Genomic DNA, 23,639 nt, shown 5'->3' on the forward strand with positions numbered 1-23,639 from the left:
CTGCCCGCGCCTTTAGGGTTAATCAGAGGCCGAGGGCATTACGGTGTTCTTCCATCAGGTCCACGCCGTCAACGATTTCAACCATGTTGACCAGATCGACCTCATAGAGCACCTCACCGTTAATGGTCAGCTTCGCGTAGCTGTTGGTGCTGCTGACCTTGGTGGTGCTGCTCTCGCCGGTTTTCCACTCGCCGGAATCCACTTCTTTATGACGCCCGCGCACAACCAGCTCAACGGCCTGCACTTCGCCGGTATCGTCACGCTGAATGGAGCCGGTGAAACGCAGCTGGATGCCGTCAACGGTTGCCTTGCCCATCTGCTTGAATAACAGCAGTTCGGTGCCGCCGATTGAAAATTCCGTGTCCAGTGCGCCGTCATCCAGCCCCATATCCACGTCCACCGCGCCCGGCATACCGCCGCCGCGATACTTCTCAAACTTGCGGGTGAATTTCGGCAGGGTCAGAGACTCAACGATCCCCTGCCAGTTGTTCCCGTCGTTGAACAGGTTCAGGTGTTTTAACTTGCGTGGTAAAGCCATGGTGTCCCCTTACGCTCTGACCTTGCTGGAGAAATCCAGCAGGTACTGATCGGTGATGCGCTGGCGCAGCATCAGGTTTTCAAGCGGCGGCACCGGCGTGTAGTCGTAGTCGATAGTGAGTTTCCCGGCTTTCAGGGAGTCTTTATCGTTCACCGATTCATCCAGCCAGCAGTCTGCGCCGATAATGTAGCCCTGCGTTTTCAGGCTGCGCAGCTTGGCGCGGATACCTTCGATAATGTCACGGGCCAGCGACGGGTTAAGCACGCCATCCACCGCCCACATGTGCGCTTCTGCGATGGTGTCAGCCAGCACCTGCGCCGTGCGGGTGTAGTTCTCAAAGGCAAACAGCGGATCGTCACTGAGGCAGCGTGAACCCCAGAAGCGGAAGCCATCTTTGCGGATAAGCGTGGTGACATCGTTCTGGTTCAGCAGTCCCGCATCGGTTGCCGGGTCCTGCAGATCCCAGAACACATCAGCGGAAATGCCGGTGACGCCGTTCACGCCCACGTTGGACAGGGTTTTGTGCCAGCCGGTCTGCTCGTCAATTTTGGCGCGCAGGCCTAGCGCGCGGGCGGAGGCGTAAGCCGTCGCATCTGCATTCAGCACGGTGTCAAAGTTGATGAAGTCAGGCCAGATCAGCATCCCCTCGCGCTGGCTGAAATTGTCACGGTAGGCAATCGCTTCTTCCACCGTTTTGCAGCCGTAGGCGGACAGGTAGGCGAACCCGCGCAGACTCTGCGCCACGCTCAGCAGCTCAGTGGCAACCGCCTGCGTGTCGTGCCCCGGCACGCCAAGGATGCGCGGCTTGACACCCAGCTGCGACTGAGCTGAAAGCAGCGCTTTCATGCCCGTTTTTTTACCGTCAGCAGTCACGCCGCCGATAATGTTGGAGGTGGTTTCCGCTTCGGTTTCGCCCTGCGCCACACGTACAACGACAGTCACGGGTTTCGCCTGGTCTGCAATCGCATCCAGTGAACGGGCCAGCGTGCCGGACTCGCCCGCTTTACCGCTGGCGGTCAGCACGTCGGTCAGCAATACCGGCTTATTAAGGGGAAACATGGACGCATCAGCATCATCGCCGGTGCAGACCATGCCCACGATGGCGGTGCTCACCGTGGTGATAGGTCGGGTGCCCTCGTTGACTTCAACAACGCGCACCCCGTGGTGGTAATCCTGAGCCATAAGGCAGTCTCTCCGGTTTACAGGGGGTGTGCCTATGTTCTGGTTGATATGCGCGCGGCGCACGCGCCGGGCTATGTATGGGTAATGGCACAATGGAAGGAGTAAAAAAAATCCCCGCAACTGCGGGGACGGGGTTAATCTTCGGGAGCTTCAGGCCAGTGAATGTCATCCGGACAGGAGGTATCTACAACCGCCAATGCCTCAAGATGATCAAGCCATGCATTGTATTGCACCTTTTCAGAATCCTTCAGCCGCCCCATAACTGCTTTTCCCGGCCACTGTTTACTGCTTATGTAGTCGTTTGCCTCCTGGATTAAGCGGGATTTCTCGACGTTGGCTAATTTAATTTGCGCATCCGCCGAAATGCTCCACTCACCGGTATCACTATCCCAGGTATGCCATTGAGATGGCTTGCTGTCTGACAGTGTTAGCTCACCATTTTTGCCGATGTAAACACGTCTCTCACCATCGTTCATACCACTAATCAGCGATAGATGCTGCTCATTGGTAATAACTACTGCATCATCGGGTATAACATCTGTATTTTCATCATAGAATGCCTGTTTATTCACACTAAATTTAATTGTCATTATTAACTCCCAATAGCGAACCAGCGCAGGGTGAGGCTGTATCCCGGTGCCATAGTGAATGTGTCAGCATTGATTGCAATGGCATTAACTCTAAATTGTGTCGGATCGACAATACTGGCTGCACCAAATGCCATCACGTTGGCGAGAGGATTATCATGGGTAACAAATATCTGCTGCCCGGCCCCAGGAAATGCGACAGGGAATGTCCCGATCGAGACTCCTGACGGTGCAGACTTCAGAACGACGGTTCCCCACTGCAGAAGCATGCCGTTTGGAAAATACTGATATCCCGCAGAGCCTTTCAACCCCGCAAAAAACGTCATGTCAGGAATTTCACTTCCACCGGCGCTAAAACCAACCCCGACATTTCTGCCACCTGCACTCCCCACGCCAAGGTGCCCCTTGGCTGTCGCAGCATCTGCTTTCCCCAAAAGTCCTCGTGCGAAAGCTGTCAGGTCAGTAGCCGCCATCTGGTCAACTCCCGAAAAATACGGGAGCTTATCTGCGCCATTAACTAACCCGGCAAGTGCCGTCAATGTGGCATCCGCCTGTTGTTTACCATTAAGCGCATCAACTAAGCCGAGGTATTGCCAGGCAGACCACTGATCCCCCTTACCAATCAAGCCTTTTATATATTCTGAAAAACCAAGGTATTCGAGAAGCCCCGAAATGCTTTTCCCGCTGAGATTCGTCAGCGTGGCATCAAGTGGCTGTTTTCCCGCCAGCGCGTTCATCACTGTTGTCGCAAAGTTAGGATCATTCCCCAACGCAGCCGCCAGTTCATTCAGTGTGTCCAGCGCCTCCGGCGACGAACCAACCAGCCCCGCAACAGCAGATTTCACAAACGCGGTAGTGGCAATCTGCGTATTGTTCACAGTCTGCGCCGCAGTCGGAGCCGTTGGCGTTCCGGTCAGGGCCGGGCTTGCCAGCGGTGCTTTCAGTGCCAGCGCATTATTAATGGTGGTACTAAAATTCGGATCATTATTGATAGCTGCTGCAATTTCTTTCAGCGTATCCAGCGTTGCCGGTGCGCCACCAATCAGGGCAAGAATAGCAGCCTGCACAAAGGCCGTGTTTGCAATCTGCACGGAATTATTGCCTGCCGCCGCCGTCGGCGCTTTTGGCGTGCCGGTGAGTGTCGGACTGTCTTTTGGTGCATACTGCGAATGGGGATCAACAGCAGCAAGATGCTTTGCCATCAGGTCATCCACATACACCTTAAGCTCCAGCACCTTATCATCCACATATTTACGGGTTGCCAGAACCACAGCTGGGTCAATTTTCAGGGTGATGTTATCGGTGCTGCTGGTAATCAGTACCATACGCACGGTCTGCGTGCGTCCGCTGCCCTCCGCCAGTTTCGGCTTGTAGCTCTCCGGGCAGTTTCCCACAGCAATCAGCGCACCTGTTTCATCAAACAGGCCGACTTCACGGATCCACCACCCGCCCTCATTTTCCGGGATCACCTGCTCAGCAATAATCTGGCTGCTGTTCCGTGGGTCGATATACAGCATATTCAGCGCTGCGCGGCGTTCCTCAGCAACTAACGCGGTCTGTTGCGCGTTGGGTGTGGGCAGCACACCGCCACCACTGCCCACCGCCATATGGGTAATTTTTAGTGGGACACCGAGCGCGGCGGCGCTTGCCAGTTTCGCCGCGCCGATATCCGTCAGCAGGGTATAAAATTTTGCGCTCATGGGTTCACTCTCATCGTGTCAATAACATGGACCGCGCCGCCCTCATAAGCGGTGCCGCCGGAAATAATGGTTTCGTTTATATACGGGTAGATCGTGATTTCTTCGCCGGTATAAGTGGCTGCACCCACAAAATACGGGCCGCCTGTCTGCAGGTTGATGGACATGCCAACCAGATGACGGCTGCACGGTTTGGCATCACCGATCAGACGCTCCAGCTCCAGATAGGTTTCTTCTGTTATGCCCTGGTCCTGCACGCCAATATCCAGACGGAACGTCCCTGGTGTTTCGCCAGTCTGCCACCACTCAATGATGCGGATCAGGAAGCCGAACGGCTCCACCACGCGCCGCACAGCGCTGGTTGTCCCCTTGTGCTGATGGATGTAGAAAGCATCCTGCACCACCCGGCGCTTGACGTTTTCCACCCAACTTTCGTCCCAGCGATCAACGGAAAACGCCCACGCAAGATATGGCAGAAAGCTGACCGGACACGTTGCCGGATTCCACAAGTCGCGCAGCGGCACCTGCAGATCGGAAATCCCGCTGCAGGTCTGCGCCAGTCGGCGTTCAAGCGGCGATGAACCGGGCGGCAGCAGGCTATTCATCCGTGCCCCCGTTGGTTACGCTCCATTCCGTACAGGATGCCGCCTGCGTCTTATCCAGCACCACATCATCCAGCGGGGAGGCCAGCTCCACACGCTGGACGCCCTCTACATGCAACGCGGCATAAATCGCGCTGCGACGGATATCACGGCCCAGCCGCGTCTGACTGGCGATGTACTTCTGCAGACTGGCTTTTGCTTCTGCCATCACCGGCTCAGCCTCCGGCCCCGGATAAAGGAAGATCGTTGCATCCACGCTGTACGGAATAATTTCTGCGCTGCGCACCGTCAGGCGGTCTGCCACCGGGCGAACCTTTTCACTGTTAAGCGCCTGCTCAACCACCGCCAGCAGGTCAGCCCCTGCCGTCCCGTCACCCTCGCGGCTCAGCACGGTAAGCACCACCTCTGCCGGTGCCGGACTGGTTGCGCTGGCATCTGCCACGCGCCCGTCCGCGCTTTTAGCGTGAAACTCGTAGGCCGCCGTCGGTCCCGCAACGGACAATCCCTCAAACGCAGCCGGAACACGCAGGCGCAACGCCTCATCGCTTTCCATGACGTCAGCAACCGGCGGCACCGCGTCGTTATCGGCAGGCGTTACCGTCAGGCGTTTCACGTTGTAGCTGGCTGCCAGCTGATCGAGATCGCCGCCGATGGCATACGCCACCATAACCGCCTGCGCGGCCTCGTTAATACGCTGGCGCAGCAGGATTTCGCGGTAGGTGCTTTCCTGCAGCAGCTTGGTGACGGGTTCAGATTCCAGTGCCAGCGTGCGCCGTACCGCGTCCTGCTCAACCGCCGGATAAAGGGCCACAAATGCGGCCTTGCGCTCAGCCAGCAGCGTCTCAAAATCCGGCACGTCCACTATCTGCGGCGCGGGCAACTGGGAAAGGTCAATCACTGCCATTGTCTGCTCCTGTTGATACCGAAAGGGAAACCGGCGCGCCGTTGTTGCGCTGCCCGGTAAGCTCTACCACCATGGAGCCGTCAAAGCTGCTGCTGATGGTGATGGAATCCAGCGTAAGCCGTGGCTCCCAGCGACTCAGGGCCACATAGACCGCAGACATGACCTGCAGGCGTAGCGCCGGGTTCTGCGGCTGGTCAATCAGGGCAGACAGCAGGGAACCATATTCCCGGCGGGCGATCCGGCTGCCCTGAGGAGTCAGTAGAATATCCCGCACTGACTGGCGGAGATGGTCCGTATCAGTAATGGCCTTGCCGTTGCCCTGGCTCATGCCGATATACAGCGTCATACCGGACCTCCTGACGTATCGCCGCCTGACTTCACGCCGGTGTGACCGTGTTTATCCACCACGATCCCGTTTGAACTCATCGCACCACCGCCCTGGGTGACGCCGCCATTGATCACCACCTCGCTGTTAATGCGCGTGGAGTCAGCCTCCACCACAAACTCACCGGTTTTTAGGGTGATATTTTCCGCCGCCTCGATCACCATGGATTTGATACCCCGGACATGCCACCGCCCGGTGGCGGGTTCATACTCAAACCAGCCCCCGTCCGGGTACTCCGTCACGCAGCCGTCCACGGAATCCGACGGCGGCGCAAACTGATTGGAGTAGATGGCAGGCAACGCAAAAGCAGTTTCCAGATTGCCGCCCATGCTCAGAACAACCACCTGCTCATCCGGCGACGGGCACCACCATGTACGGGCCCCACCGGCACGCAGCGTCAGCCAGTTAATCCAGTTGGTTTCAAGCTCGCCCACTCTCACCCGACACAGCCAGTTTTCCCGGTCCACTTCGGTCACGGTGCCGGTGCGGATCAGATTGGTGATAAGGCGCATAATTTCGGTCAGTTGTGCATTCATAACGAAAGGTTGCCATCAGAGGGAAAAGGGAGGCAGTTCGGGCGCTTGTACCAGCGGTGGCACAAAGATCACCCCGCCAGCCAGCGCAGCATGGTGTCACGGGTGACGGTTTCCACTTCTTCATTCACGCCCAGCAGGCGGCGCTCTGCGTAGCGGACCTCCGGGCCTTTTCGACTGACGCGATCCCGCAGGCCGTAATGGTGAACACGGGCAATGCGCTGCACCTTGCCATCAAACTGCACGCTGGCGGAGTCCGCACTGGCGGTGGTTTTCAGGTATTTTGTGGTGCGAAGCTTTGCAAACATCTGGCGTTTGATGCGTCCCTTCTTGCTGCGGGCTGTCACCCGGCGCGGCTCATAGCCGCTGCCGTCAGGATTACGCTGCAGCCTGATGTTCTGCTGCTGCGTCCGGCGCAACTGTTGCGCCAGTTGCCGCATCATACGGCTGCGCGCGGCAGGCTCCAGATTCGCCAGTAGCGCCGTCAGCCAGTCATCCACCCTCTGCAGTTCATCCACGTTTCACCGTCCACATTTCTTCGGGTTCGTCCGGCTCCGGCACCGCTTCAACGCTTGACACGCTGCCGTTAGTGCTGACCAGCACGCGCTCCGTCAGTTGCAGGTTCAGGCTGATATCGCACACATCGTTGCGCAGAATATCCACTTCAAAGGTGAACAGTTTTTCGCGCAGCTCCGGGTTATTGACAGCATCCGGCTGGTTGTCACTTAGCCACAGCAGCACAGGAGCCATCAGCAGATTCTGGTCGCCGCTGAAATCCTCGATCACCACGTTCAGGGTGTAGCGGTATTCCCATGACATGGAGCTGGCACCGGTTGCCACCAGTGAGCCGTTATCAACGAAAAGGTGCAGCTTGTCCGGGTTGTCGCGGACATAAGCAACCGCTTTATTCATGGCGCTGCGTAAGGACTGCGGTTTGTTCACTGTCTCGCTCCTGACACGCAATAATCGTGTCCACTTTGTCAGCACAGACCGCCCAGGCGGCCTCGGTTTCATCCAGCACCGCATTCAGATCGCCGTTACTGCGCGGTGCTGACCTTTCCAGGCGGCACTGCGTCACTCTGGGACATCCACTCACGGTAAGCTGCACCTCCGGCGAGGGCCGGACGCTCCCGCAGCCGGATAATGTCAGCAGGCAAAGGAGTGTCAGCCCAGCGGCGCAATTCCTCGTTTTCACGTTTCAGTTCCTCGATCCGGTGCTGGCGGCTGCGCAGCAGTGCGGTGGTCTGTTCCGCTGCCGCATAAAGCCGCGTCTGCTCCCGGCTGTTGGTTTCGGTCAGAATGGACAGGCCGATCAGTTGGCTGTTTTTCTTCGTCAGCTCCTGCGTTTTGCTTTTCAGCGCCGCACCCTGCGTTTCGATGGTGTGGCTGGCATTGTTAAGCCGCCATGACTGCCAGCCCAGCGCCGCAAGTGCCAGCGCCAGCACTACCGCCAGCGCACGCATCAGGCCGCCATCGGCTCATGAAGCTGCGCGCGGGCAATCTGATACAAAACCAGCGTCAGCAGGTAAAACACCAGGGTGATCACCCATCCCGAAAACGCCAGGCACAGAACAATAAGCAGCCTGATTACCCATGTACGCACGGGTTTTACGGCGTGCGCCCTGAATTTCAGCAATGCCGCCCTGACCTCATCGCGCGCCCGATCTCCGGCGAACCACCCGACAGCGCACAGCGCAGCAAGCAGCCAGGCGAGGAAGCATGACACCCAGACAGACGCACCAACCAGAACCGGCGCACCGCTGCGCGGATACAGCAGGCTGATAACCAACAGCGCAGCCCATGCCAGCTGGAAAAAAACGCTCATGACTTTCTTTTTCATTCCGTTATGCTCCTTTTAAGCACCAGGCCATTTCCCGCGCGCGGCGGTTGTCCAGCCCCTGATTAAACACACCTTTGACATATACCCAGCGCGGCAGTTGATGGCAGGCATCCGCCCAGCGCCGCTGGTTCAGCAACTTAACCAGCGTGGAGCTGCAGGCGTTGCCAGTGCCCACGTTGAAAGCAAACGACACCACCGCGTCATAGACCTTTTGCGGCATCGGCTGCACCACACATTTATCCAGCGCCCGCTCCACGCGCAGCACGTTGGTGATAAGTCCCTGCGCCGCCTGCCGCTCCGTGATGGTTTTCCCCGGCACCACATCGGACGTATTGCCGATCCCGTCAGTCCATACGCCCGCACTGCACTGATAAGGCTGCAGGCGGCATCCCTCGTAATCGGCAATCAGTTTCAGCCCCTCGACGGAGGTATGAAGCGACTGGAAACCGGGCAGCGTGGCGGCGATAGCCAGCACCGCCCCGACAAGGCAGCGCTTAACGATTGAAGGATTCATATTCCCCCCGCGAAATTTTGCCGCCACGTAACAATTTGAAAGACTGGTGTTTGTAGTACCAGTTGATAGCCAGCATCAGCACACCAATCAGTACGCCGCCAACCGTTGACGCATCCTTGAGCGACAGATCGCCCAGCCATGCCAGCAGCACGGCGATGCAGTAAGTGATAAAGGCGCTGATTCGTTCAAGCGTCATAATTCAGTCCCATAGCTGGACGGTCTGCGCCGTGGTTGACGCCGTAATGTCCGGCAGCTCCACCTGCAGCCCGTGCGGTAAAAATGGGCCGTACTCAGCCAGCCCCGGATTTGCCTGCAGAACCTGCTCAATGACACCCTGCGTGCGCCCGTAATGACGCCAGCAAAGCGCGTCCACCGTGTCATACTGATGCGCACGCACTTTCATCAGATAAGCTCCACCGTACAGTGCGGTGCATCCTGCACCCGGCTGATAGCCCAGCGGGCATCACGCCACAGATCGCCGCTGGCCTCCGCCAGCTCCTCCCCTCGCTTCACACCTGACGCCGTGGCGTCATAGTCCTGATAACGCTCATTGAGCACGGCGCGCGCCCAGCAAAAAACGGCGTTGTGGTAGTGCTGGATACGCTCGCTTTTGCCGTCCAGCATTTCTGCGGGAACCTCAGCAAGTGTCCGCCAGCCCAGCATCTGCTGACGGTTGCGGAAGTCGTACAGCTCAGCGTTAACCTCAGAGATCGCCGTCAGCACGACCTGCTTTAAACGCGGCTGCGTCACCGTGCCATCAGTGCGCATCACACTGCGAAATTCCGACAGGTCCACATCAGGCCAGAACGGCGTATTTTTTATGACCTCCGCCTGTTCCGGTGCCTGTTCGGGCGCAACAAACTTCATGCGGCTTTCTCCTGAATAAGTGGGCGGTGGACGGGGTTTTGATGTGGCAGTGCCTTTCGCCACCCCGTGCCGCCCGTGCGCGGGGCACGTTCTTTAGCGGCTGTCATTGCGCAGTCTGCGCTCCAGCTGCTGCTTTTCTTTTTTCACGCCACAGCGGGGATCGAGCTGCAGCGCATGGGTAAGGTGATTCAGGGCAGATGCCGGGTTGCTTTCGCTCAGTACAGCGCCGATGGCTTTATGCAGGCGCGCCCGCGACTGGTCCGGCATATCCAGATCGGTTGTCAGGTCCAGCGTCTGCAAGAGCAGATCGGCATCAAAACCGGCCGCGGCTAGCAGAGCGCTTTGCGCCGCGTCTGCCATTTCTTCTGCCAGCACGGTTTGCACGTTACGGTTGCCCAGCGGCATCACCCAGCCATGGCGCAGTGCATGACGCCCGATTTCCAGCGCACCGGCATAATCACCGGCGTCGATACGCCACAGCATCACGTACATCAGCACGTCATCCTGCTGCGCACCTCCGGCAGCCAGCACGCCCTCCGCCCATGCGGAATATTTCGGCAGCAGCTCCACCTTGATTTCCGCCTTTTTCACCGTGGACTGGACGCCCTTGAGGCGGCGACGGTCTTCTGCCAGCTGCAGCAGCATCAGGTCATAGCCCGACGCATGGCGAACACTGCCGCCCTCACGGGCGGCCTGTTCGGCCTGAATGCGCAGGCGGTGCTGCCGTGCGGGACTCAGGCTCATGCGTTATTCCCCACCTTCCGGTGCCGCAGGCGCGCTGAAATCACCGATTTCGATGTTTTCAACCAGCGCCGCGCAGCGGTAGTCCTCGACCACATACGCCTCGTTGACGGACTCAAAGTTTTCGATCCGGTCACGTTTCGGGTTGTCGATAACAGAACGGCGGCGGGTATCTTCCTGCCAGTAGATGGACAGGTTATCCAGACGGGTGATCAGCAGGGCATTTGCCGGGAAGTAAGGCGCACGCACGGCCTGCAGGCCGCCCATACGTTTCTGGCTGATGATCAGATCAGCGGCAATTTTCTCGCTGTTGTCCTGCTCTTTGTTGACCAGCGGGAAATACTTGTCAGACAGCAGTTCACGTCCGCAGACGACAACCAGATCGTCATCATCCTGATAAACCGCGTCGATCAGCTCGTTGACGGCATCCATCACCACAGCGTCCAGGTTGGCATAGTCGCCGCCCTTGCCCACTTTGACCGCGCCTGCAGTCGTTGCACCGTCTTTTGTGGTGCTGCCCATGACGTGATCCGGCGCGTCTTCGCGGATTTTCTGCAGCCAGCCTTTATTGACGTCCTGCAGCAGCGGGTTTTCAGCACGGTTGGAGGTTTTGGCACGCTTCACGCCGTTAAAGCCGATCATGATGCGGTCCAGCGCCTGACGCTTGACGATGGCGTTGCGGATACGCACCTGGAAGTCCTGGAACTTCGCCCACAGGTCCAGTTTTGCGTAGGTCAGCACCGTGTCAAAGTTGGTCTGTTCGCATTTGTATTCCACGTCTTCCATCAGCGTCGGATCGGTAGGCTCGCGCTCTTTGGTGGTGGTATCGGTGGTTCCGGCAATGGTGCTGCCAACGCCCAGCCCCAGCAACTGCCCGGACTGCTCAGTGACCGGCGTGATGTTAATCAGCGTCAGGAAAGCTGCGGACTGCTGGATCTGGTCTTCCAGCGTCTGCTGCACGGACGGCTCCACGGTGAACTTGCTGGAGAGTTCTTCAATCTCCACACCGTTCAGGCGCGCCAGCTGCTGCAGGTAAGCGTTAAAGGCAAAGCGGGTTTTCTTTTTCATCGGGTTTTATGCTCCATCAGCAATTGGTCAGGGTGCCTGCCGGTGCGTCACCGCCCGGCGCGCGCTGGCGGTAGTCTTTACGGCTGTCTTCGCTGCTCAGCTTTTGCTCAAGCTCGGCAAAGGCGGCCAGCTGCTCCTGCAGGGAGGACTCCAGCTCAGAAAGGCGCTTGTCCTGTTCGGACAGGGATTTATCCGTGCGCTCGCTCAGGTTCTGCTGCTCGGTGGCGACCAGTTCCACGGCTTTATGCACGTCGGAGAAACGCGCCTCATCGGTCTGCTCTTTTTTGGTGAACAGCGCGGTGACGCGGGCAAAGAGGGACGGCTTTTCGTCCTGGGCTTCTTCCAGTTCGATCAGCGTTTCAACCGCTTCCGAAAACAGGTTTTCAGGGTTCTGCTTACGGTTCGCCAGCGGGTTATGCGTGGCGCTGGCGCTGAATGCCAGCATTTCGGTGCCAAGGCTCGCCGGATCGTCCGTCGCACCCAGCCCCACAAGGTAGGCTTTGCCGGTGTCGGCAAACTTTGTGCTGACCTCCATGGAGGTGAAAAGCTTCTGGCCTTTCTTCACCAGTTCCACCAGGGCGTCCGTGGGTTCGATATCGGCATAAAGCGCCATCTTGCCCGCCAGCGGCCCGTCCTTGATTTCTTCTGCAACCAGCCCCGTCACCCTGCCGTAGCGGTTAAATGTGCTGTCCGGCAGATAAGACTTGATGTGCTCAAGGTTAATCAGCGCGGTATAGACCGTCGGGTTGTAGCTGGCAGCCATCTGTACCAGCCATTCACGCTGGATTTCGCGCCCGTCAGTGGTGGCACCTTCCACCCCGATACGGAAACGCTTTGCTTTCACTGTCATGAGCCGTGCTCCGTTAGAAAAAACTTACTGGAGCCTTATGTTTGCGGTGATGGGGGGAGTGAAACAACGCGCGGCACTTGTACGGTAAACCACACAAACCGCAGCCGGGGAAAGCCGCCTGTCAAGGCCGTATGTTTGTGCCATGAACACCACACTGACCCCCGCAGACCTCGATCCCCGTCGGCAGGCCATGCTGCTGTACTTTCAGGGATACCGCGTAGCCCGCATTGCTGAAATGCTGGGCGAGAAAGTTGCAACCGTTCACAGCTGGAAGAAGCGCGACAAATGGGGCGACTATGGGCCGCTGGATCAGATGCAGCTCACCACCGCCGCACGTTACTGCCAGCTCATCATGAAGGAGCAGAAAGAAGGGAAAGACTTCAAGGAAATTGACCTGCTGGCGCGCCAGTCAGAGCGCCACGCCCGGATCGGTAAATTTAACGATGGCGGCAACGAAGCAGACTTAAACCCGAAAGTTGCCAACCGTAACAAAGGGCCACGCCGCCAGCCCGAAAAGAATGTTTTCACTGATGAACAGACTGAAAAACTGGAAGAAATTTTCCGCAACGGCATGTTTGAATATCAGCGCCACTGGTGGCAGGCGGGCGTAAAACACCGCATTCGCAACCTGCTTAAATCACGCCAGATCGGGGCAACATACTTTTTTGCCCGTGAGGCGCTGATTGACGCCATCACCACCGGGCGTAACCAGATTTTCCTCTCAGCCAGTAAGGCGCAGGCGCACGTCTTTAAGCAGTACATCATCGACTTTGCAAAAGAGGTGGATGTTGAGCTGAAAGGCGACCCTATGACGCTCAGCAACGGCGCGTGCCTGTACTTCCTCGGCACCAACGCCCGCACTGCGCAGAGCTACCACGGCAACCTGTATCTTGATGAATATTTCTGGATACCGAAATTCCAGGAGCTGCGCAAGGTTGCCTCCGGCATGGCCATTCACAAGAAATGGCGACAAACCTACTTCTCCACGCCGTCCAGCCTGACCCACAGCGCCTATCCGTTCTGGTCCGGCGCGCTGTTTAACCGGGGCCGTGCCAAAGCGGACAAGGTGGATATTGACCTGACCCACAACAACCTTGCGCGCGGCCTGCTCTGCCCTGACGGGCAGTACCGCCAGATCGTCACCGTGGAGGATGCGGTGCGCGGCGGCTGTAACCTGTTCGACCTGGACCAGCTGCGCATGGAGTACAGCCCGGACGAATACCAGAACCTGCTGATGTGCGAATTTATTGACGATCTGGCGTCAGTATTCCCGCTCAGCGAGCTGCAGGCGTGCATGGTGGACAGCTGGGAAGTGTGGGCAGATTTTCAGGCGCTGGCGCTGCGCCCGTTTGGCTGGCGCGAAGTCTGGATCGGATACGACCCGGCGAAAGGCACGCAGAACGGTGACAGCGCCGGGTGCGTGGTGGTGGCACCGCCAACCGTGCCGGGAGGCAAGTTCCGCATTCTTGAGCGGCACCAGTGGCGCGGGATGGATTTCCGCGCCCAGGCTGACGCTATCAAAAAGCTGACGCAGCAGTACAACGTGACCTATATCGGTATCGACTCGACCGGCGTTGGTCACGGTGTCTACGAGAACGTGAAAGCGTTCTTTCCTGCCGTGCGGGAGTTTGTCTACAACCCCAACGTCAAAAACGCCCTGGTGCTCAAGGCATACGACATTATCAGCCACCGGCGTCTGGAATTCGACGCCGGGCATATCGACATTGCGCAGTCCTTTATGGCTATCCGCCGGACCACCACCGCCAGCGGCAATCGCCCAACCTATGAAGCCAGCCGCAGCGAAGAAGCCAGCCACGCGGATTTGGCCTGGGCAACGATGCACGCACTGTTTAACGAACCGCTGCAGGGCGAAGCCGCCAATACCAGCAATATTGTGGAGATTTTCTGATGGGAAAGAGTAAGAAGAACCGCGCTGCAGCTAATCAGAGCGTTCAACAGAGCAGCGGCATGTCTGCAGAAGCTTTCAGCTTTGGCGACCCGATACCCGTGCTGGACCGCCGGGAATTGCTGGACTATGTGGAATGCGTGCAGATGGACCGCTGGTATGAGCCGCCGGTGAGCTTTGACGGACTGGCGCGGACCTATCGCGCCGCCGTGCATCACAGCTCACCGATTGCCGTTAAGCGTGACATTCTCAGCAGTACCTACATTCCTCACCGCCTGCTCAGCCAGCAGGCTTTTGCCCGTTTCGTCCAGGACTATCTGGTGTTCGGTAACGCCTATCTGGAAAAGCGCACCAACCGGCTCGGAGGCGTTCTCTCGCTGGAGCCAGCACTGGCGAAGTATACACGGCGCGGCGTGGACCTCGACACCTACTGGTTTGTGCAGTATGGCATGACCACGCAGCCCTATGAATTTACGCAGGGCAACATCTTTCATCTGCTGGAGCCGGATATTAATCAAGAGATTTACGGGCTGCCCGGATATCTCTCCGCCATCCCGTCAACCCTGCTCAACGAGTCCGCAACACTGTTCCGCCGGAAGTATTACATCAACGGCAGCCATGCGGGTTTCATCATGTATATGACCGATGCAGCACAGAATCAGGAGGACGTTAACAATATCCGCCAGGCAATGAAAAGCGCCAAAGGGCCAGGCAACTTCCGCAACCTGTTTATGTACTCGCCCAATGGTAAAAAAGACGGCATCCAGATCATCCCGTTGTCGGAAGTTGCGGCAAAGGATGAGTTTCTTAACATCAAGAACGTTAGCCGCGATGACATGATGGCAGCGCACCGCGTGCCACCGCAGATGATGGGAATTATGCCGAGCAACGTTGGTGGGTTTGGAGACGTGGAAAAAGCTAGTCGAGTATTCGTTCGTAATGAATTGATTCCACTTCAAAAAAGATTAATGGAATTAAATGAATGGCTTAATGACGAAATTATTCGTTTTGACGAATATAAATTAGGCGATGCTTGATTAAAGCCTGTTTAAACTGGCTGTCGAAACAGCCAGTTTAAACACCGGCACCAATGAAATCGCCATATGAATCTTCTTCAAGGCTGATGTATTCCACCCTCCATTGATCCATCCGCCTCAATGCATACAGGGAGAAATGAGTATCGGCAACAGGAATGCACGTATTCAATTCTATAAGCTCTGAATGTCCCAAGATTGGATCACCATAAAACTTATAAAACAATGCCTTTAGATCAGAACAGGTTTGTTCAGCCGCCCCTCTGGCCTCGGGGCCACCTTCAGTTGCATCATAAACAACATTGATAGAAAGCTCATATGGTATGCCTTCCTCAAGATCGTTAAATCTTTCTTCGCCCAAATCGAAAAAAACTCCGATCAAATGCTCTGCGTTTGTGGCGATAATGTCCGCAACTTCTTTTTCGAAAATAAACTTTTTATCCTCGTCGTAAGCCCGCAAGCGCTCTTCAAACGAGTTAGGAAACGCTGGACGACCATACTTAGCTGCTAACCATTGCTTAAGAGCTTGTTTCTCTTCTGTGCTAATGGAGAATGCCGGATCGTTTTCCTCACAACGGAAAGCTTCTTTAGAAATGATGACTTTTCTTTCATGCCGAAGCTCTACTGCGTTCTTCTTAGCACTTTCTGGGTTTTCAAAGCATAGATCGAGGATTCTCGGATGCTTAGCTCTTTTCATCTTGCTTGACCCCTTTTTCAAGGGGCCAAACATCAGTTCCACGTTTTTTTCAGAATTACTCTGTAAATCACAATCATGCGTTATAACTACAACTTTATGGTTCGTTTCATCAGGCTTCAGAAGTCCAAGTGAAACGGCATCATCATGTTTAAGAACATGCCCCTGACGCCATGATGTTCCTCGTACCAACATAAATGTGATTTATTCCTCTACTGTTCCAGGAATTGAAATAGATGACTTCCAATCATCTGTCGGTTTCGCCTTGCTTGCTAAGTAATTGGCCGATTCAGCAGCTGCATTCATCGCTTTAGCTTCATCAATCAGTACCTGAACTGGCTTGTTCCAATCCTCACCTTCTTTTACTAAGTCCATCAATGACCTACCATTGAATGCTTTCATTTTCACCAATAGCTTCGCATCATTGAGTCCAGCTTTGGAAAAAGAGTCAGCAACATTACTGAGGTTGGTAATGAATTGAACTTTTGAAGCATCATCAGGCTGGTTCTCCCCTGACAACCATTTATAGAGAGCCTGCCGAGTTATCCCCAAATCCTTAGCCAGTTCTGACATTGATGGAGACAGCACTTCTCGAATATTAGCCAAATGTTGGGCAACATTCCTGACATCAACCTCAGGAGAAATTGCAGGCGTGTACGTTGACTCTATGGAATCAAATGCAAACTGAACCCTTGGCTGAACATACTGACGCCATTGCTTATAAGCATTTACAGGGTATGAAGCCCCCGTACCAACTAATAGTAAAGATGCGGCGACAGCAACAACACCTGATACACATGAGCTTGACTGCGAATCTGGAGTATACCGATCTACAGAGCCTATGCTTCCAGTAGGAATTGCATACATTTTAGTCACCTCCGTTGTTTCAGTGCCATTTAGCACGGGCAAAATCTGAAACCATGCCTTCAAATGCTTCTTTAACTTTACTATGCAACGAAAGAATCTGTTTTTCAATTAACTGCAAATCAGTTGACATGTTGCCTTCAACATAATGATCTGTATCAATTATTGCGTGCATACGATGCTCTGTGTTACTAAATCTCGGCAGCGGCAGTAAACCATTAGGAATCATATCTGGCGGAAAACCTAGTTGACCATTCATCTTATGTATGCGTGAAACCATAAATCCATTAGAGATCAATGGCTCAACACATGTCTGATATACAGACTCTTGTATGGACTGTATTGGCGTCCATCCAAAATCAACACCATGAAGTTCCTTTACAAGATACTGCTCAATTGTTTCGCTTTTCTCAGGAAACACAGCATCCAAATATCGAAGCCCAATCCGGCTTACCAACGATGGCTTAGCAAATTCAAGAACTTTGCTCAGACCAAGTATTAATGACGAGATGAAAGGTACATGATTATCATAATCTGTTGTATGGAACGTAATGAAATCGTTGCCTAAAACAAAACCAGACCTTCTATCTGCATCAATCATCAACCAACTTGTCACAGGCTCAAATGAATGTACCGGTGGCTCATTGGGGTTTTTCATTTCAAATTTCAGCTGAGTTGTATTGGAAACTTCAAATAAAGGAAATCCTTCAACTCTTAGCGCATCTTGTATGTCTGGAACATACTTACTCATTGCAGCTACTGGAGTAAACTTTACTTGCACCAATGCGTAGTAAACGGGCGCATTGGACATACGTTCGCTGTTAGTACTCATGCCGCCCTCCTTGAAGTTGTTTCATCTCATATCTCTCTATCTCACTAACTGTAGTTTACACATAGGTTGACACTTTCTCCATCATTAAGTTCACTATGACATCAATAGCCAAAACTCTTACATAATCGCTTCGGCGCGCGCTCGTATCCCCGCCACGCCTGCCCGCTTTGTGTAGTGGTTTTCATGCACCTGCATGACATAAGCAAAAGCCCGCCAGTTCTGGCGGGCCTCAGCAAAAACGATCCTCAAACGATCATGCGATTTCATGCGGCATAGTCATGCACAACAGCACTAACGCCTCGCGTGGCTCGTTGTTCAACCTTGCGGACGGTAAAAACCAGTTTTATCGTCCGCAACGTTCGCTAATGTAACCAGCTGTCGTCCTCCCAGACCTGCTGCATTATTTCCATCACTCGCTTTTTATCTTCATCCAGTTTTAACCCGCTCAGCTCAACGCCGTTGGCGCTGCCCTTACGGATACGAATTGCTGTTTTGGGATACAGATGGCGCAAATTACGGTAAAGCTCGGATTCAAGGGCGTCCAGTGTAGCCTGGCTAATCTTCTGCTCTTTATCGATCATTATTTCAATGCGCATACAGATTCCCCTCTAACTTGAAACGCCCATAGCTCGGCTGTACTCATGATTTCTGATTTTTTCCATCAGCTCATCGGTCAGTTCGGACACCCACTGGATAGCCAGCCGCTTTTCTTCGTCGCTGCACTCACTAGCCGCTACAAGCTTGATAAAAAAATCAATGCGCTGGAGCTTCAATGACTCCAAAAGATAATCCTGCATTTTCCCTCCTATCACTACCTCGGATACACAACAACTGTATATATATCCACTGTTTATAATTACAGTATAGTAGGAGTTTGCGAATGTAAACCGTTTTTTATCTGTCAATTAGATCGCTCTGATGCGGATCAATAAGAGCAAGAATTGTTAAAGCTGCGGCATCAGTACCACTGACGCCATTTGTCATCTTCCTGCAGACGATTGTTGCGGTAAAAAATACGCAGCCCGGCACCTGACGGAATACTGCCGCCGCGCAGAAGCAGGTCAATCTCTGACTCGCTACCATCGAACCCTCTGGAACTCAGTTCTGCCACAAGCTGCAGGCGCTGCTGATCCGAAATATTCTTTTTATATGCTTTTTTCCGCTTCGGTTTTACCAGCCTTAACCTGGCTGTCAGCTCCCGCCGTTCCTTCTGGCCCATGTTGTGGAGATATTCCTGCAGCTCCTTCTCATCCATGGTTTTAATATCGGGTAAATCCCCCCCTGATTTGTTCAGATTTTCAACAGGGGGACAGTTATTGCCACGAGTCCAAGGGGCGCAAGCGCCCTGGTCGGCTGCCGCCTCCTGAACGTCAACGGCCTTACGAACCTTTTTCCACTTCACCGCGTGCGTGCAAATCTTGCCCTCTGCAATCGGGGACCAGATGCCATAGATACGGATACCGTGATCGCCGTAGGCGCTCGGTTCGTCGTTAAGCTCATAAGCCGTGCGGACAAGGTGATGTTTGCGGGGAACCAGCACGCCGCCCTGCTTCATGATGTAGGTGGCAAAGCAGCCCGCATCAGCCGCCGCCAGTACCGCATCCAGACGCGGATTATCCAGTACCGGCGCACCCGCTTTGCGTTCGCCCTGCACTCTCGCCGCCTGACCAGCAAGCAAGCGCAGCTCGCGGTATGCCTGACGCCCCGGAATACCAAAGAAGCGAAATTGCTGGACACGGTGCAGTGACGCCCAGGCGCTGACATGTTCGGCGCTGTCACGCAGTGATCTGCCTGTTTCTTTGCTGATTTCTTTAGCCAGCCCGCGTCCGTCGATGTTTTTGCTGATGTATTTAGCGATATAGCTGGTCGGCGTGCCCTTGCGCGGGTTGATAAGCTCAGACTTGAAGCGCGGCCCTGTATTGGTGCCCAGCTCCTCGCGGTCTTCACGGATGGCAAACTTGCGCAGCAGCGCGGTGATGGAACGGCGGTCTTTTTTGCGCATGAAGCACAGAAGATGCCAGTGCACGGTGCCGTCATGGTGCGGCTCTGCAACGCGGACGCCATACCAGCGCATCCCGGCCTTGTGCATTGCCTTGCGGAAAGCGGCGAACGTATCAACCAGATAGTCACTGCTCTGCCGGACAGTGGCACTGGTCCACTTCGGATTAGGTCTGCCGTTGTTGAGGGTTGCGTGGAAACGTGACGGGCAGGTGATGGTATAAAACACCGCGCAGTCTCCGCGCATTTCCGCGATCAGCTCCAGCCCCTTAACACAGGCCATCATTTCATTGCGGCGGTGTGCGGGGTTGCTGTTGCTGGCGTTCACCACGTCTTCCATGTCCAGCGTGTCGCCGTCTTCGTTGACCAGCTCATGCGAGCGGAAGAACTCCAGCGATTTGCGACGCTGCTCGCGTTTGTGGATCACGGCTTCATAGCTGACATACGGGGACGCTTTTTTGTTGACCAGACAGACGGCGCGCAGCTGTTCCTCCCGCCACTCGCAGCGCATCTGCCACAGTTTGCGATACCACCAGTCCGCGCACAGCATACGCGCCAGCGATGGTGGGATCAGTTCATAAGGCACCGGCTTGCGGCGGCGCTTTTTGCGGCGTAACTGCTCAAAGGCAGGCGGGATGACCTCAAGGCGCATCGCCTCTGCGGCAACCCTTTCCCATACCTGGCGGATTTCTTCTGGTTTAACATCATCGCTGACAAACAGATCACCGTAGGCCGCATCAAGACACATGCTCATATGTGCCGCAACCAGTGTGGAAAGGCGCTTAACCTGATCCTGATTCATTTCAGGCAATACCAGCAGCCCCTCCAGCCCGTCATGGCTAGCCATGAATCGGAAAGAGGCAGACACCTGACTGTCACGCACGCGCTCCAGCCGCTCAAGACACGGCCTGATTGTTTCGCGCAGGTAACGGGAATAGGCTTTTGCTCTGCCCAGACTATGGAAATATTTAATCCGCTCCAGCAGAGGCTTGCTGATATGGGACGGCATGGCATTAACGTCAGCCAGAATGACCAGATCGGGATTAAATCGCTGCTGCTCGCGCGCCATTTTGGCACGACTAATCAGCCGGTCCTGCTCCATTTCTCGCTGGACAGGATCACGGGATTCATTGAAGAAATAGTGTTCCCAGACCTCATCGCTCAGCGCCTCACGGCGCAGCTGCTCCTGCTGGTTATCCGCAGCGTAAAGAGCGATCAGGTTTGAAAGCGCGGACTCCGGCGCAACTTCCGCCGGGTCCAGATATGGGTTAACCGCTTTTTTAGGGTTACTCCATGAAAAGGCCACGGCGGCCTCATTCAAGCCGCCGGTGGTTGGTGCATTATGTAATGTGAATTTACTCACTGCCACGCCCGCACCTCAGTTTCCACCGAGATATCTGGACCGGACGCCAAATCGACACCAAACCAGCCTGCTGATTTTGTGGCGATGATTTCTGCTGCAGATTTACTCTCACCGGCAGCCACACCCATGCTGCGCTTTGCAGTGATGCGATGGCGGGTAAAATTACGATAAAGCGAACGGGTCAGGGACGTGTCGCTGTTGGACACGATAACCGGATGACCTTCTGATGACCGGCGCTCAAGAATAGACGCCAGATGATACTGATCGTCTTCTGTAAAACCGGCAGTGTGATAACCGCTAAATGTGCCATCGTATGGCGGATCACAATAAACAACATCACCAGCCTGCAGCAGCGCCAGTGTTTCATCATAGCTGGCACAGATAAACGTTGCGCGTTGAGCCTTTTCTGCAAAAGCGCGTATTTCACTTTCAGGAAAATACGGATTTTTATAATTACCGTAAGGGACATTAAAATGACCGCTCAAATTATAGCGGCACAACCCACGATAACCATGGCGATTAAGATAAAGGAAAAATACAGCTTTCCAGAAATCGGTGGTTTCAGCCGAATGATTAAAATCCTGACGGATGTTGTAATAAGACTCAGCGCTATTTGTGCCTGAAAAGAATCCTTTTGCATTTGAAATAAATTTTTCGCAGTCAAATGCAATATGCTTAAAAAGATTTATCAGGTCTGGATTAATATCCGCGACAAGATAATGAGGATAGTCTGTCGCCATCATTACAGCGCATGAACCTGCGAAAGGTTCAACCAGTCGCGGACCAGCAGGAAGGTGCTTAATCAGTTCCGGCATGATGGCGGTTTTATTTCCCGCCCATTTCAGAATGGTGCTCATTTTGCACCGCCTTTCTCAATATCATCTGCATAATTCCATTTACCATCTGGGGCAATCAGGGCACCATCCGAAACACCACTTTCTGGATCGCGGAATAATGCCAATCCCATAGGGTGTAGAATTTCTTTATTAACTCGAACAATCAGGCCAAGAGCGCTTAGCTGGTTCCAGTCGAGCCAATGACACCCTCCAATCAGATCACGGCTTGCAGGAGTTGCTGGGAAATTATCAGGGCACAGATTAGACCAATGAGATACTTTCTGATTAGCCTGAGCTTTATTAATAAGCCTAGTAATCTCATATTCCAGCTGTTGTCCTAGCGCTGTTTTCGTGCAGTGATCTGCCCATTCGTTTTCATGTAGCAGCGCAATAATGCCGACTACATCATTAACAATTGGCGGTTCCGCCTGCGCAGCCTTATAAAGAGCTATATCCTGCCCAAAACCGTGCGGCTTGCCCCACATTTCAGCAACCGCTGCGTGTTCGATTTCGCGCAATTCGGTTCCATCAGTCCAAGCCACCGGTGATGCTGCAGAATTTCTGCAATCCCGTAGTTCCTCTAATGCGGAAACAATATTTGAATGATAAATCTGGTCAGCCTGACGCTTATCGTCACCAGCGTTATCACTAGCCAGTGACTCAATTGCTATAAGTTGATTCAAACTTTCATCGGTTATGCGGTTCATGGTCATGCTGCACCGCCTTGCGCCAAGGCTTTGATGACACCTACTGTCATTTTGCAATCCGCTAAAGCACGGTGTGCCTGCCCCTCGACCACAACCCCTTCATGCGCAGCAGCATCAACTAACTTATGCCACTTATAACCGTGATATTTCCCCGGTTCGCCACGATATTCTGCATATAACTTCATGGCGCACAGAGAATACTCATCCATAAATGAAGATAATCCGTCCGTCCCTAATCCATTTAATTCCGCTGTTTGACGAATCAGACGAGTATCATAATCAGCATTATAAATAACGAATCCATAATTAAAGAACAGATCGGCTACTGCACCATGAACATCTTTCCAAGTTGGTGCATGAGTAACCATTTCATTGGTAATGCCATGAATAGCGATAGCCTCATCGGGGATAGGCTTAGTAGGTTTAATTAGCGTATTCAGCATAATAAAACCATTTTTATCTATGATGCAGATCTCAACGATTTCCGCATCATCACCCAATCCAGTAGTTTCGGTATCAATAAATAAGCGCCCATCATCAAGCCAACGTTTTGCACGCTGGCTAATTGTCGTATTAATAATGCTCATACAGCACCTCCGTTGTAGTGTTTGCCTTTCAGCTCCGAAATTTCCTGACAGGTGACGCAGCACTGCACACCCGGAATGGCGCGGCGGCGTGCTGGCGGGATCGGTGCATCACAATCAATGCAGAGAACACGGGAAACGCCCGGCGCTTTATTGCGGGCGATGTGGATGTGGCGCTGGCGTTCTTCTTCAACGCGCTGCTGTACGAGGTCCATTGAATCAGCCATCAGTGGATCTCCTGCGCTTCGTTCTGAATCTTCACAGCTTCCTGACGCAGCAGTTCAGCCGCTTCCGTGTGGTTAAGCTGACGTGACACGATACGGGCTGCTAAAGAGTCCAGACGTGCAGCCATCACATCTGCACGTCCCCGGCGTTCTTCTTTGCGTGCCTCAGTCAGCAACAGGTTGAGTCCAGCATCATCTGGTCCGGTTTTAGTGGTACGGGTTTCAATATTTCGCATCGTTGTTTCTCCTGAATTTGGGCAATAAGAAGCCCGACGGGTTTACGCCATTA

Annotated in this window: 34 protein-coding genes; 2 read left to right on the forward strand and 32 right to left on the reverse strand. The window is 54.3% G+C overall.

The annotated features are described in order from the left end of the window. Positions 1 to 22: 22 nt before the first annotated feature. The 20 genes from ACHH0Z_RS08675 to ACHH0Z_RS08770 form a co-directional block, all read right to left on the reverse strand. Positions 23 to 538 (reverse strand): phage major tail tube protein, encoded by a 516-nt coding sequence (locus ACHH0Z_RS08675; protein ID WP_024552851.1) that lies wholly within the window; start codon positions 536 to 538, stop codon positions 23 to 25. Between the two features lie 9 nt (positions 539 to 547). Next, the gene (locus ACHH0Z_RS08680) at positions 548 to 1,720 is read right to left on the reverse strand and encodes a phage tail sheath protein (protein ID WP_395149516.1); all 1,173 of its coding nucleotides are present in this window, start codon (positions 1,718 to 1,720) and stop codon (positions 548 to 550) included. A 134-nt stretch (positions 1,721 to 1,854) separates the two neighbouring features. Next, the gene (locus ACHH0Z_RS08685) at positions 1,855 to 2,310 is read right to left on the reverse strand and encodes a tail fiber assembly protein (protein ID WP_226804234.1); all 456 of its coding nucleotides are present in this window, start codon (positions 2,308 to 2,310) and stop codon (positions 1,855 to 1,857) included. A gap of 2 nt (positions 2,311 to 2,312) precedes the next feature. Next, positions 2,313 to 4,007, reverse strand: a complete 1,695-nt coding sequence (locus ACHH0Z_RS08690) for a phage tail protein (RefSeq protein WP_395149517.1) — start codon at positions 4,005 to 4,007, stop codon at positions 2,313 to 2,315. Then, positions 4,004 to 4,609 (reverse strand): phage tail protein I, encoded by a 606-nt coding sequence (locus ACHH0Z_RS08695; RefSeq protein WP_395149518.1) that lies wholly within the window; start codon positions 4,607 to 4,609, stop codon positions 4,004 to 4,006. The genes ACHH0Z_RS08690 and ACHH0Z_RS08695 overlap by 4 nt, the downstream gene beginning before the upstream one ends. Beyond that, the gene (locus ACHH0Z_RS08700) at positions 4,602 to 5,510 is read right to left on the reverse strand and encodes a baseplate assembly protein (RefSeq protein ID WP_395149519.1); all 909 of its coding nucleotides are present in this window, start codon (positions 5,508 to 5,510) and stop codon (positions 4,602 to 4,604) included. The genes ACHH0Z_RS08695 and ACHH0Z_RS08700 overlap by 8 nt, the downstream gene beginning before the upstream one ends. Beyond that, positions 5,497 to 5,856 (reverse strand): GPW/gp25 family protein, encoded by a 360-nt coding sequence (locus ACHH0Z_RS08705; protein ID WP_032266124.1) that lies wholly within the window; start codon positions 5,854 to 5,856, stop codon positions 5,497 to 5,499. The genes ACHH0Z_RS08700 and ACHH0Z_RS08705 overlap by 14 nt, the downstream gene beginning before the upstream one ends. Further along, on the reverse strand, positions 5,853 to 6,431 hold the full coding sequence (locus tag ACHH0Z_RS08710; RefSeq protein WP_179154394.1) for a phage baseplate assembly protein V: 579 nt from the start codon (positions 6,429 to 6,431) through the stop codon (positions 5,853 to 5,855). The genes ACHH0Z_RS08705 and ACHH0Z_RS08710 overlap by 4 nt, the downstream gene beginning before the upstream one ends. 68 nt (positions 6,432 to 6,499) lie before the next feature. Continuing rightward, on the reverse strand, positions 6,500 to 6,946 hold the full coding sequence (locus tag ACHH0Z_RS08715) for a phage virion morphogenesis protein (RefSeq protein WP_046669932.1): 447 nt from the start codon (positions 6,944 to 6,946) through the stop codon (positions 6,500 to 6,502). Further along, a complete protein-coding gene (locus tag ACHH0Z_RS08720; RefSeq protein ID WP_395149520.1) occupies positions 6,939 to 7,370 on the reverse strand; it encodes a phage tail protein in 432 nt (143 codons plus the stop codon). The genes ACHH0Z_RS08715 and ACHH0Z_RS08720 overlap by 8 nt, the downstream gene beginning before the upstream one ends. Beyond that, a complete protein-coding gene (gene lysC, locus ACHH0Z_RS08725; RefSeq protein WP_378142141.1) occupies positions 7,333 to 7,581 on the reverse strand; it encodes an Rz1-like lysis system protein LysC in 249 nt (82 codons plus the stop codon). Before lysC ends, ACHH0Z_RS08720 begins: the two co-directional genes overlap by 38 nt. Continuing rightward, positions 7,466 to 7,894 (reverse strand): Rz-like lysis system protein LysB, encoded by a 429-nt coding sequence (lysB, locus tag ACHH0Z_RS08730; protein ID WP_196214633.1) that lies wholly within the window; start codon positions 7,892 to 7,894, stop codon positions 7,466 to 7,468. The genes lysC and lysB overlap by 116 nt, the downstream gene beginning before the upstream one ends. Beyond that, entirely contained in the window at positions 7,891 to 8,268 is a 378-nt protein-coding gene (locus tag ACHH0Z_RS08735) for a DNZ54_00345 family protein (protein ID WP_395149521.1), read from the reverse strand. Before ACHH0Z_RS08735 ends, lysB begins: the two co-directional genes overlap by 4 nt. Before the next feature lie 4 nt (positions 8,269 to 8,272). Further along, positions 8,273 to 8,782 (reverse strand): lysozyme, encoded by a 510-nt coding sequence (locus ACHH0Z_RS08740; protein ID WP_001069918.1) that lies wholly within the window; start codon positions 8,780 to 8,782, stop codon positions 8,273 to 8,275. Further along, positions 8,763 to 8,978: an HP1 family phage holin gene (locus ACHH0Z_RS08745; RefSeq protein ID WP_000171565.1), complete on the reverse strand. Its 216-nt coding sequence runs from the start codon at positions 8,976 to 8,978 to the stop codon at positions 8,763 to 8,765. Before ACHH0Z_RS08745 ends, ACHH0Z_RS08740 begins: the two co-directional genes overlap by 20 nt. 3 nt (positions 8,979 to 8,981) lie before the next feature. Beyond that, positions 8,982 to 9,185 carry a tail protein X gene (locus ACHH0Z_RS08750; protein WP_179154397.1) on the reverse strand — a complete coding sequence of 68 codons (204 nt, stop codon included), beginning with the start codon at positions 9,183 to 9,185 and terminating at the stop codon, positions 8,982 to 8,984. Further along, a complete protein-coding gene (locus tag ACHH0Z_RS08755) occupies positions 9,185 to 9,649 on the reverse strand; it encodes a head completion/stabilization protein (RefSeq protein ID WP_025711939.1) in 465 nt (154 codons plus the stop codon). Before ACHH0Z_RS08755 ends, ACHH0Z_RS08750 begins: the two co-directional genes overlap by 1 nt. Positions 9,650 to 9,742: 93 nt before the next feature. Beyond that, complete coding sequence (gene gpM, locus ACHH0Z_RS08760) at positions 9,743 to 10,393, reverse strand: phage terminase small subunit (RefSeq protein WP_024552863.1); 651 nt, start codon at positions 10,391 to 10,393, stop codon at positions 9,743 to 9,745. Positions 10,394 to 10,396: 3 nt separating this feature from the next. Further along, a complete protein-coding gene (locus ACHH0Z_RS08765) occupies positions 10,397 to 11,458 on the reverse strand; it encodes a phage major capsid protein, P2 family (RefSeq protein WP_013098795.1) in 1,062 nt (353 codons plus the stop codon). A gap of 16 nt (positions 11,459 to 11,474) precedes the next feature. Continuing rightward, on the reverse strand, positions 11,475 to 12,308 hold the full coding sequence (locus ACHH0Z_RS08770) for a GPO family capsid scaffolding protein (RefSeq protein ID WP_179154399.1): 834 nt from the start codon (positions 12,306 to 12,308) through the stop codon (positions 11,475 to 11,477). Positions 12,309 to 12,450: 142 nt separating this feature from the next. Between ACHH0Z_RS08770 and ACHH0Z_RS08775 the strand changes: the two genes are divergently transcribed. Beyond that, positions 12,451 to 14,217 (forward strand): terminase ATPase subunit family protein, encoded by a 1,767-nt coding sequence (locus ACHH0Z_RS08775; RefSeq protein ID WP_395149522.1) that lies wholly within the window; start codon positions 12,451 to 12,453, stop codon positions 14,215 to 14,217. Continuing rightward, complete coding sequence (locus ACHH0Z_RS08780; protein WP_013098798.1) at positions 14,217 to 15,251, forward strand: phage portal protein; 1,035 nt, start codon at positions 14,217 to 14,219, stop codon at positions 15,249 to 15,251. Before ACHH0Z_RS08775 ends, ACHH0Z_RS08780 begins: the two co-directional genes overlap by 1 nt. A 37-nt stretch (positions 15,252 to 15,288) precedes the next feature. On the opposite strand, the gene ACHH0Z_RS08785 is transcribed toward ACHH0Z_RS08780, so the two are convergent. From ACHH0Z_RS08785 to ACHH0Z_RS08840, 12 genes are all read right to left on the reverse strand, one after another. Beyond that, the gene (locus tag ACHH0Z_RS08785) at positions 15,289 to 16,137 is read right to left on the reverse strand and encodes a hypothetical protein (protein ID WP_248250305.1); all 849 of its coding nucleotides are present in this window, start codon (positions 16,135 to 16,137) and stop codon (positions 15,289 to 15,291) included. A 9-nt stretch (positions 16,138 to 16,146) separates the two neighbouring features. Further along, positions 16,147 to 16,809, reverse strand: coding sequence for a hypothetical protein (locus ACHH0Z_RS08790; RefSeq protein ID WP_096079987.1), 663 nt, complete (start codon positions 16,807 to 16,809; stop codon positions 16,147 to 16,149). Between the two features lie 19 nt (positions 16,810 to 16,828). Continuing rightward, on the reverse strand, positions 16,829 to 17,638 hold the full coding sequence (locus ACHH0Z_RS08795; protein ID WP_044593269.1) for a TIGR04255 family protein: 810 nt from the start codon (positions 17,636 to 17,638) through the stop codon (positions 16,829 to 16,831). A gap of 117 nt (positions 17,639 to 17,755) precedes the next feature. Further along, positions 17,756 to 17,905, reverse strand: a complete 150-nt coding sequence (locus ACHH0Z_RS08800; RefSeq protein ID WP_199862054.1) for a hypothetical protein — start codon at positions 17,903 to 17,905, stop codon at positions 17,756 to 17,758. Between the two features lie 95 nt (positions 17,906 to 18,000). Next, the gene (locus tag ACHH0Z_RS08805) at positions 18,001 to 18,234 is read right to left on the reverse strand and encodes a DinI family protein (RefSeq protein ID WP_073511651.1); all 234 of its coding nucleotides are present in this window, start codon (positions 18,232 to 18,234) and stop codon (positions 18,001 to 18,003) included. Positions 18,235 to 18,246: 12 nt separating this feature from the next. Further along, complete coding sequence (locus ACHH0Z_RS08810) at positions 18,247 to 18,435, reverse strand: hypothetical protein (RefSeq protein ID WP_032610566.1); 189 nt, start codon at positions 18,433 to 18,435, stop codon at positions 18,247 to 18,249. Between the two features lie 161 nt (positions 18,436 to 18,596). Further along, positions 18,597 to 21,005: a replication endonuclease gene (locus tag ACHH0Z_RS08815; RefSeq protein ID WP_179154403.1), complete on the reverse strand. Its 2,409-nt coding sequence runs from the start codon at positions 21,003 to 21,005 to the stop codon at positions 18,597 to 18,599. Beyond that, positions 20,996 to 21,856 carry a DNA adenine methylase gene (locus ACHH0Z_RS08820; RefSeq protein WP_063144847.1) on the reverse strand — a complete coding sequence of 287 codons (861 nt, stop codon included), beginning with the start codon at positions 21,854 to 21,856 and terminating at the stop codon, positions 20,996 to 20,998. Before ACHH0Z_RS08820 ends, ACHH0Z_RS08815 begins: the two co-directional genes overlap by 10 nt. Continuing rightward, positions 21,853 to 22,548, reverse strand: coding sequence for a hypothetical protein (locus ACHH0Z_RS08825; protein ID WP_200143509.1), 696 nt, complete (start codon positions 22,546 to 22,548; stop codon positions 21,853 to 21,855). The genes ACHH0Z_RS08820 and ACHH0Z_RS08825 overlap by 4 nt, the downstream gene beginning before the upstream one ends. Next, entirely contained in the window at positions 22,545 to 23,129 is a 585-nt protein-coding gene (locus ACHH0Z_RS08830) for a 3'-5' exonuclease (protein WP_015386356.1), read from the reverse strand. The genes ACHH0Z_RS08825 and ACHH0Z_RS08830 overlap by 4 nt, the downstream gene beginning before the upstream one ends. Further along, positions 23,126 to 23,353: a TraR/DksA family transcriptional regulator gene (locus ACHH0Z_RS08835; RefSeq protein WP_395149523.1), complete on the reverse strand. Its 228-nt coding sequence runs from the start codon at positions 23,351 to 23,353 to the stop codon at positions 23,126 to 23,128. The genes ACHH0Z_RS08830 and ACHH0Z_RS08835 overlap by 4 nt, the downstream gene beginning before the upstream one ends. Continuing rightward, the gene (locus ACHH0Z_RS08840; RefSeq protein WP_001744223.1) at positions 23,353 to 23,586 is read right to left on the reverse strand and encodes a DUF2732 family protein; all 234 of its coding nucleotides are present in this window, start codon (positions 23,584 to 23,586) and stop codon (positions 23,353 to 23,355) included. Before ACHH0Z_RS08840 ends, ACHH0Z_RS08835 begins: the two co-directional genes overlap by 1 nt. Positions 23,587 to 23,639: the final 53 nt, after the last annotated feature.

It is taken from the genome of Enterobacter cloacae complex sp. 2024EL-00227 (genome assembly GCF_043945315.1).
Classification (GTDB): Bacteria; Pseudomonadota; Gammaproteobacteria; order Enterobacterales; family Enterobacteriaceae; genus Enterobacter; species Enterobacter roggenkampii.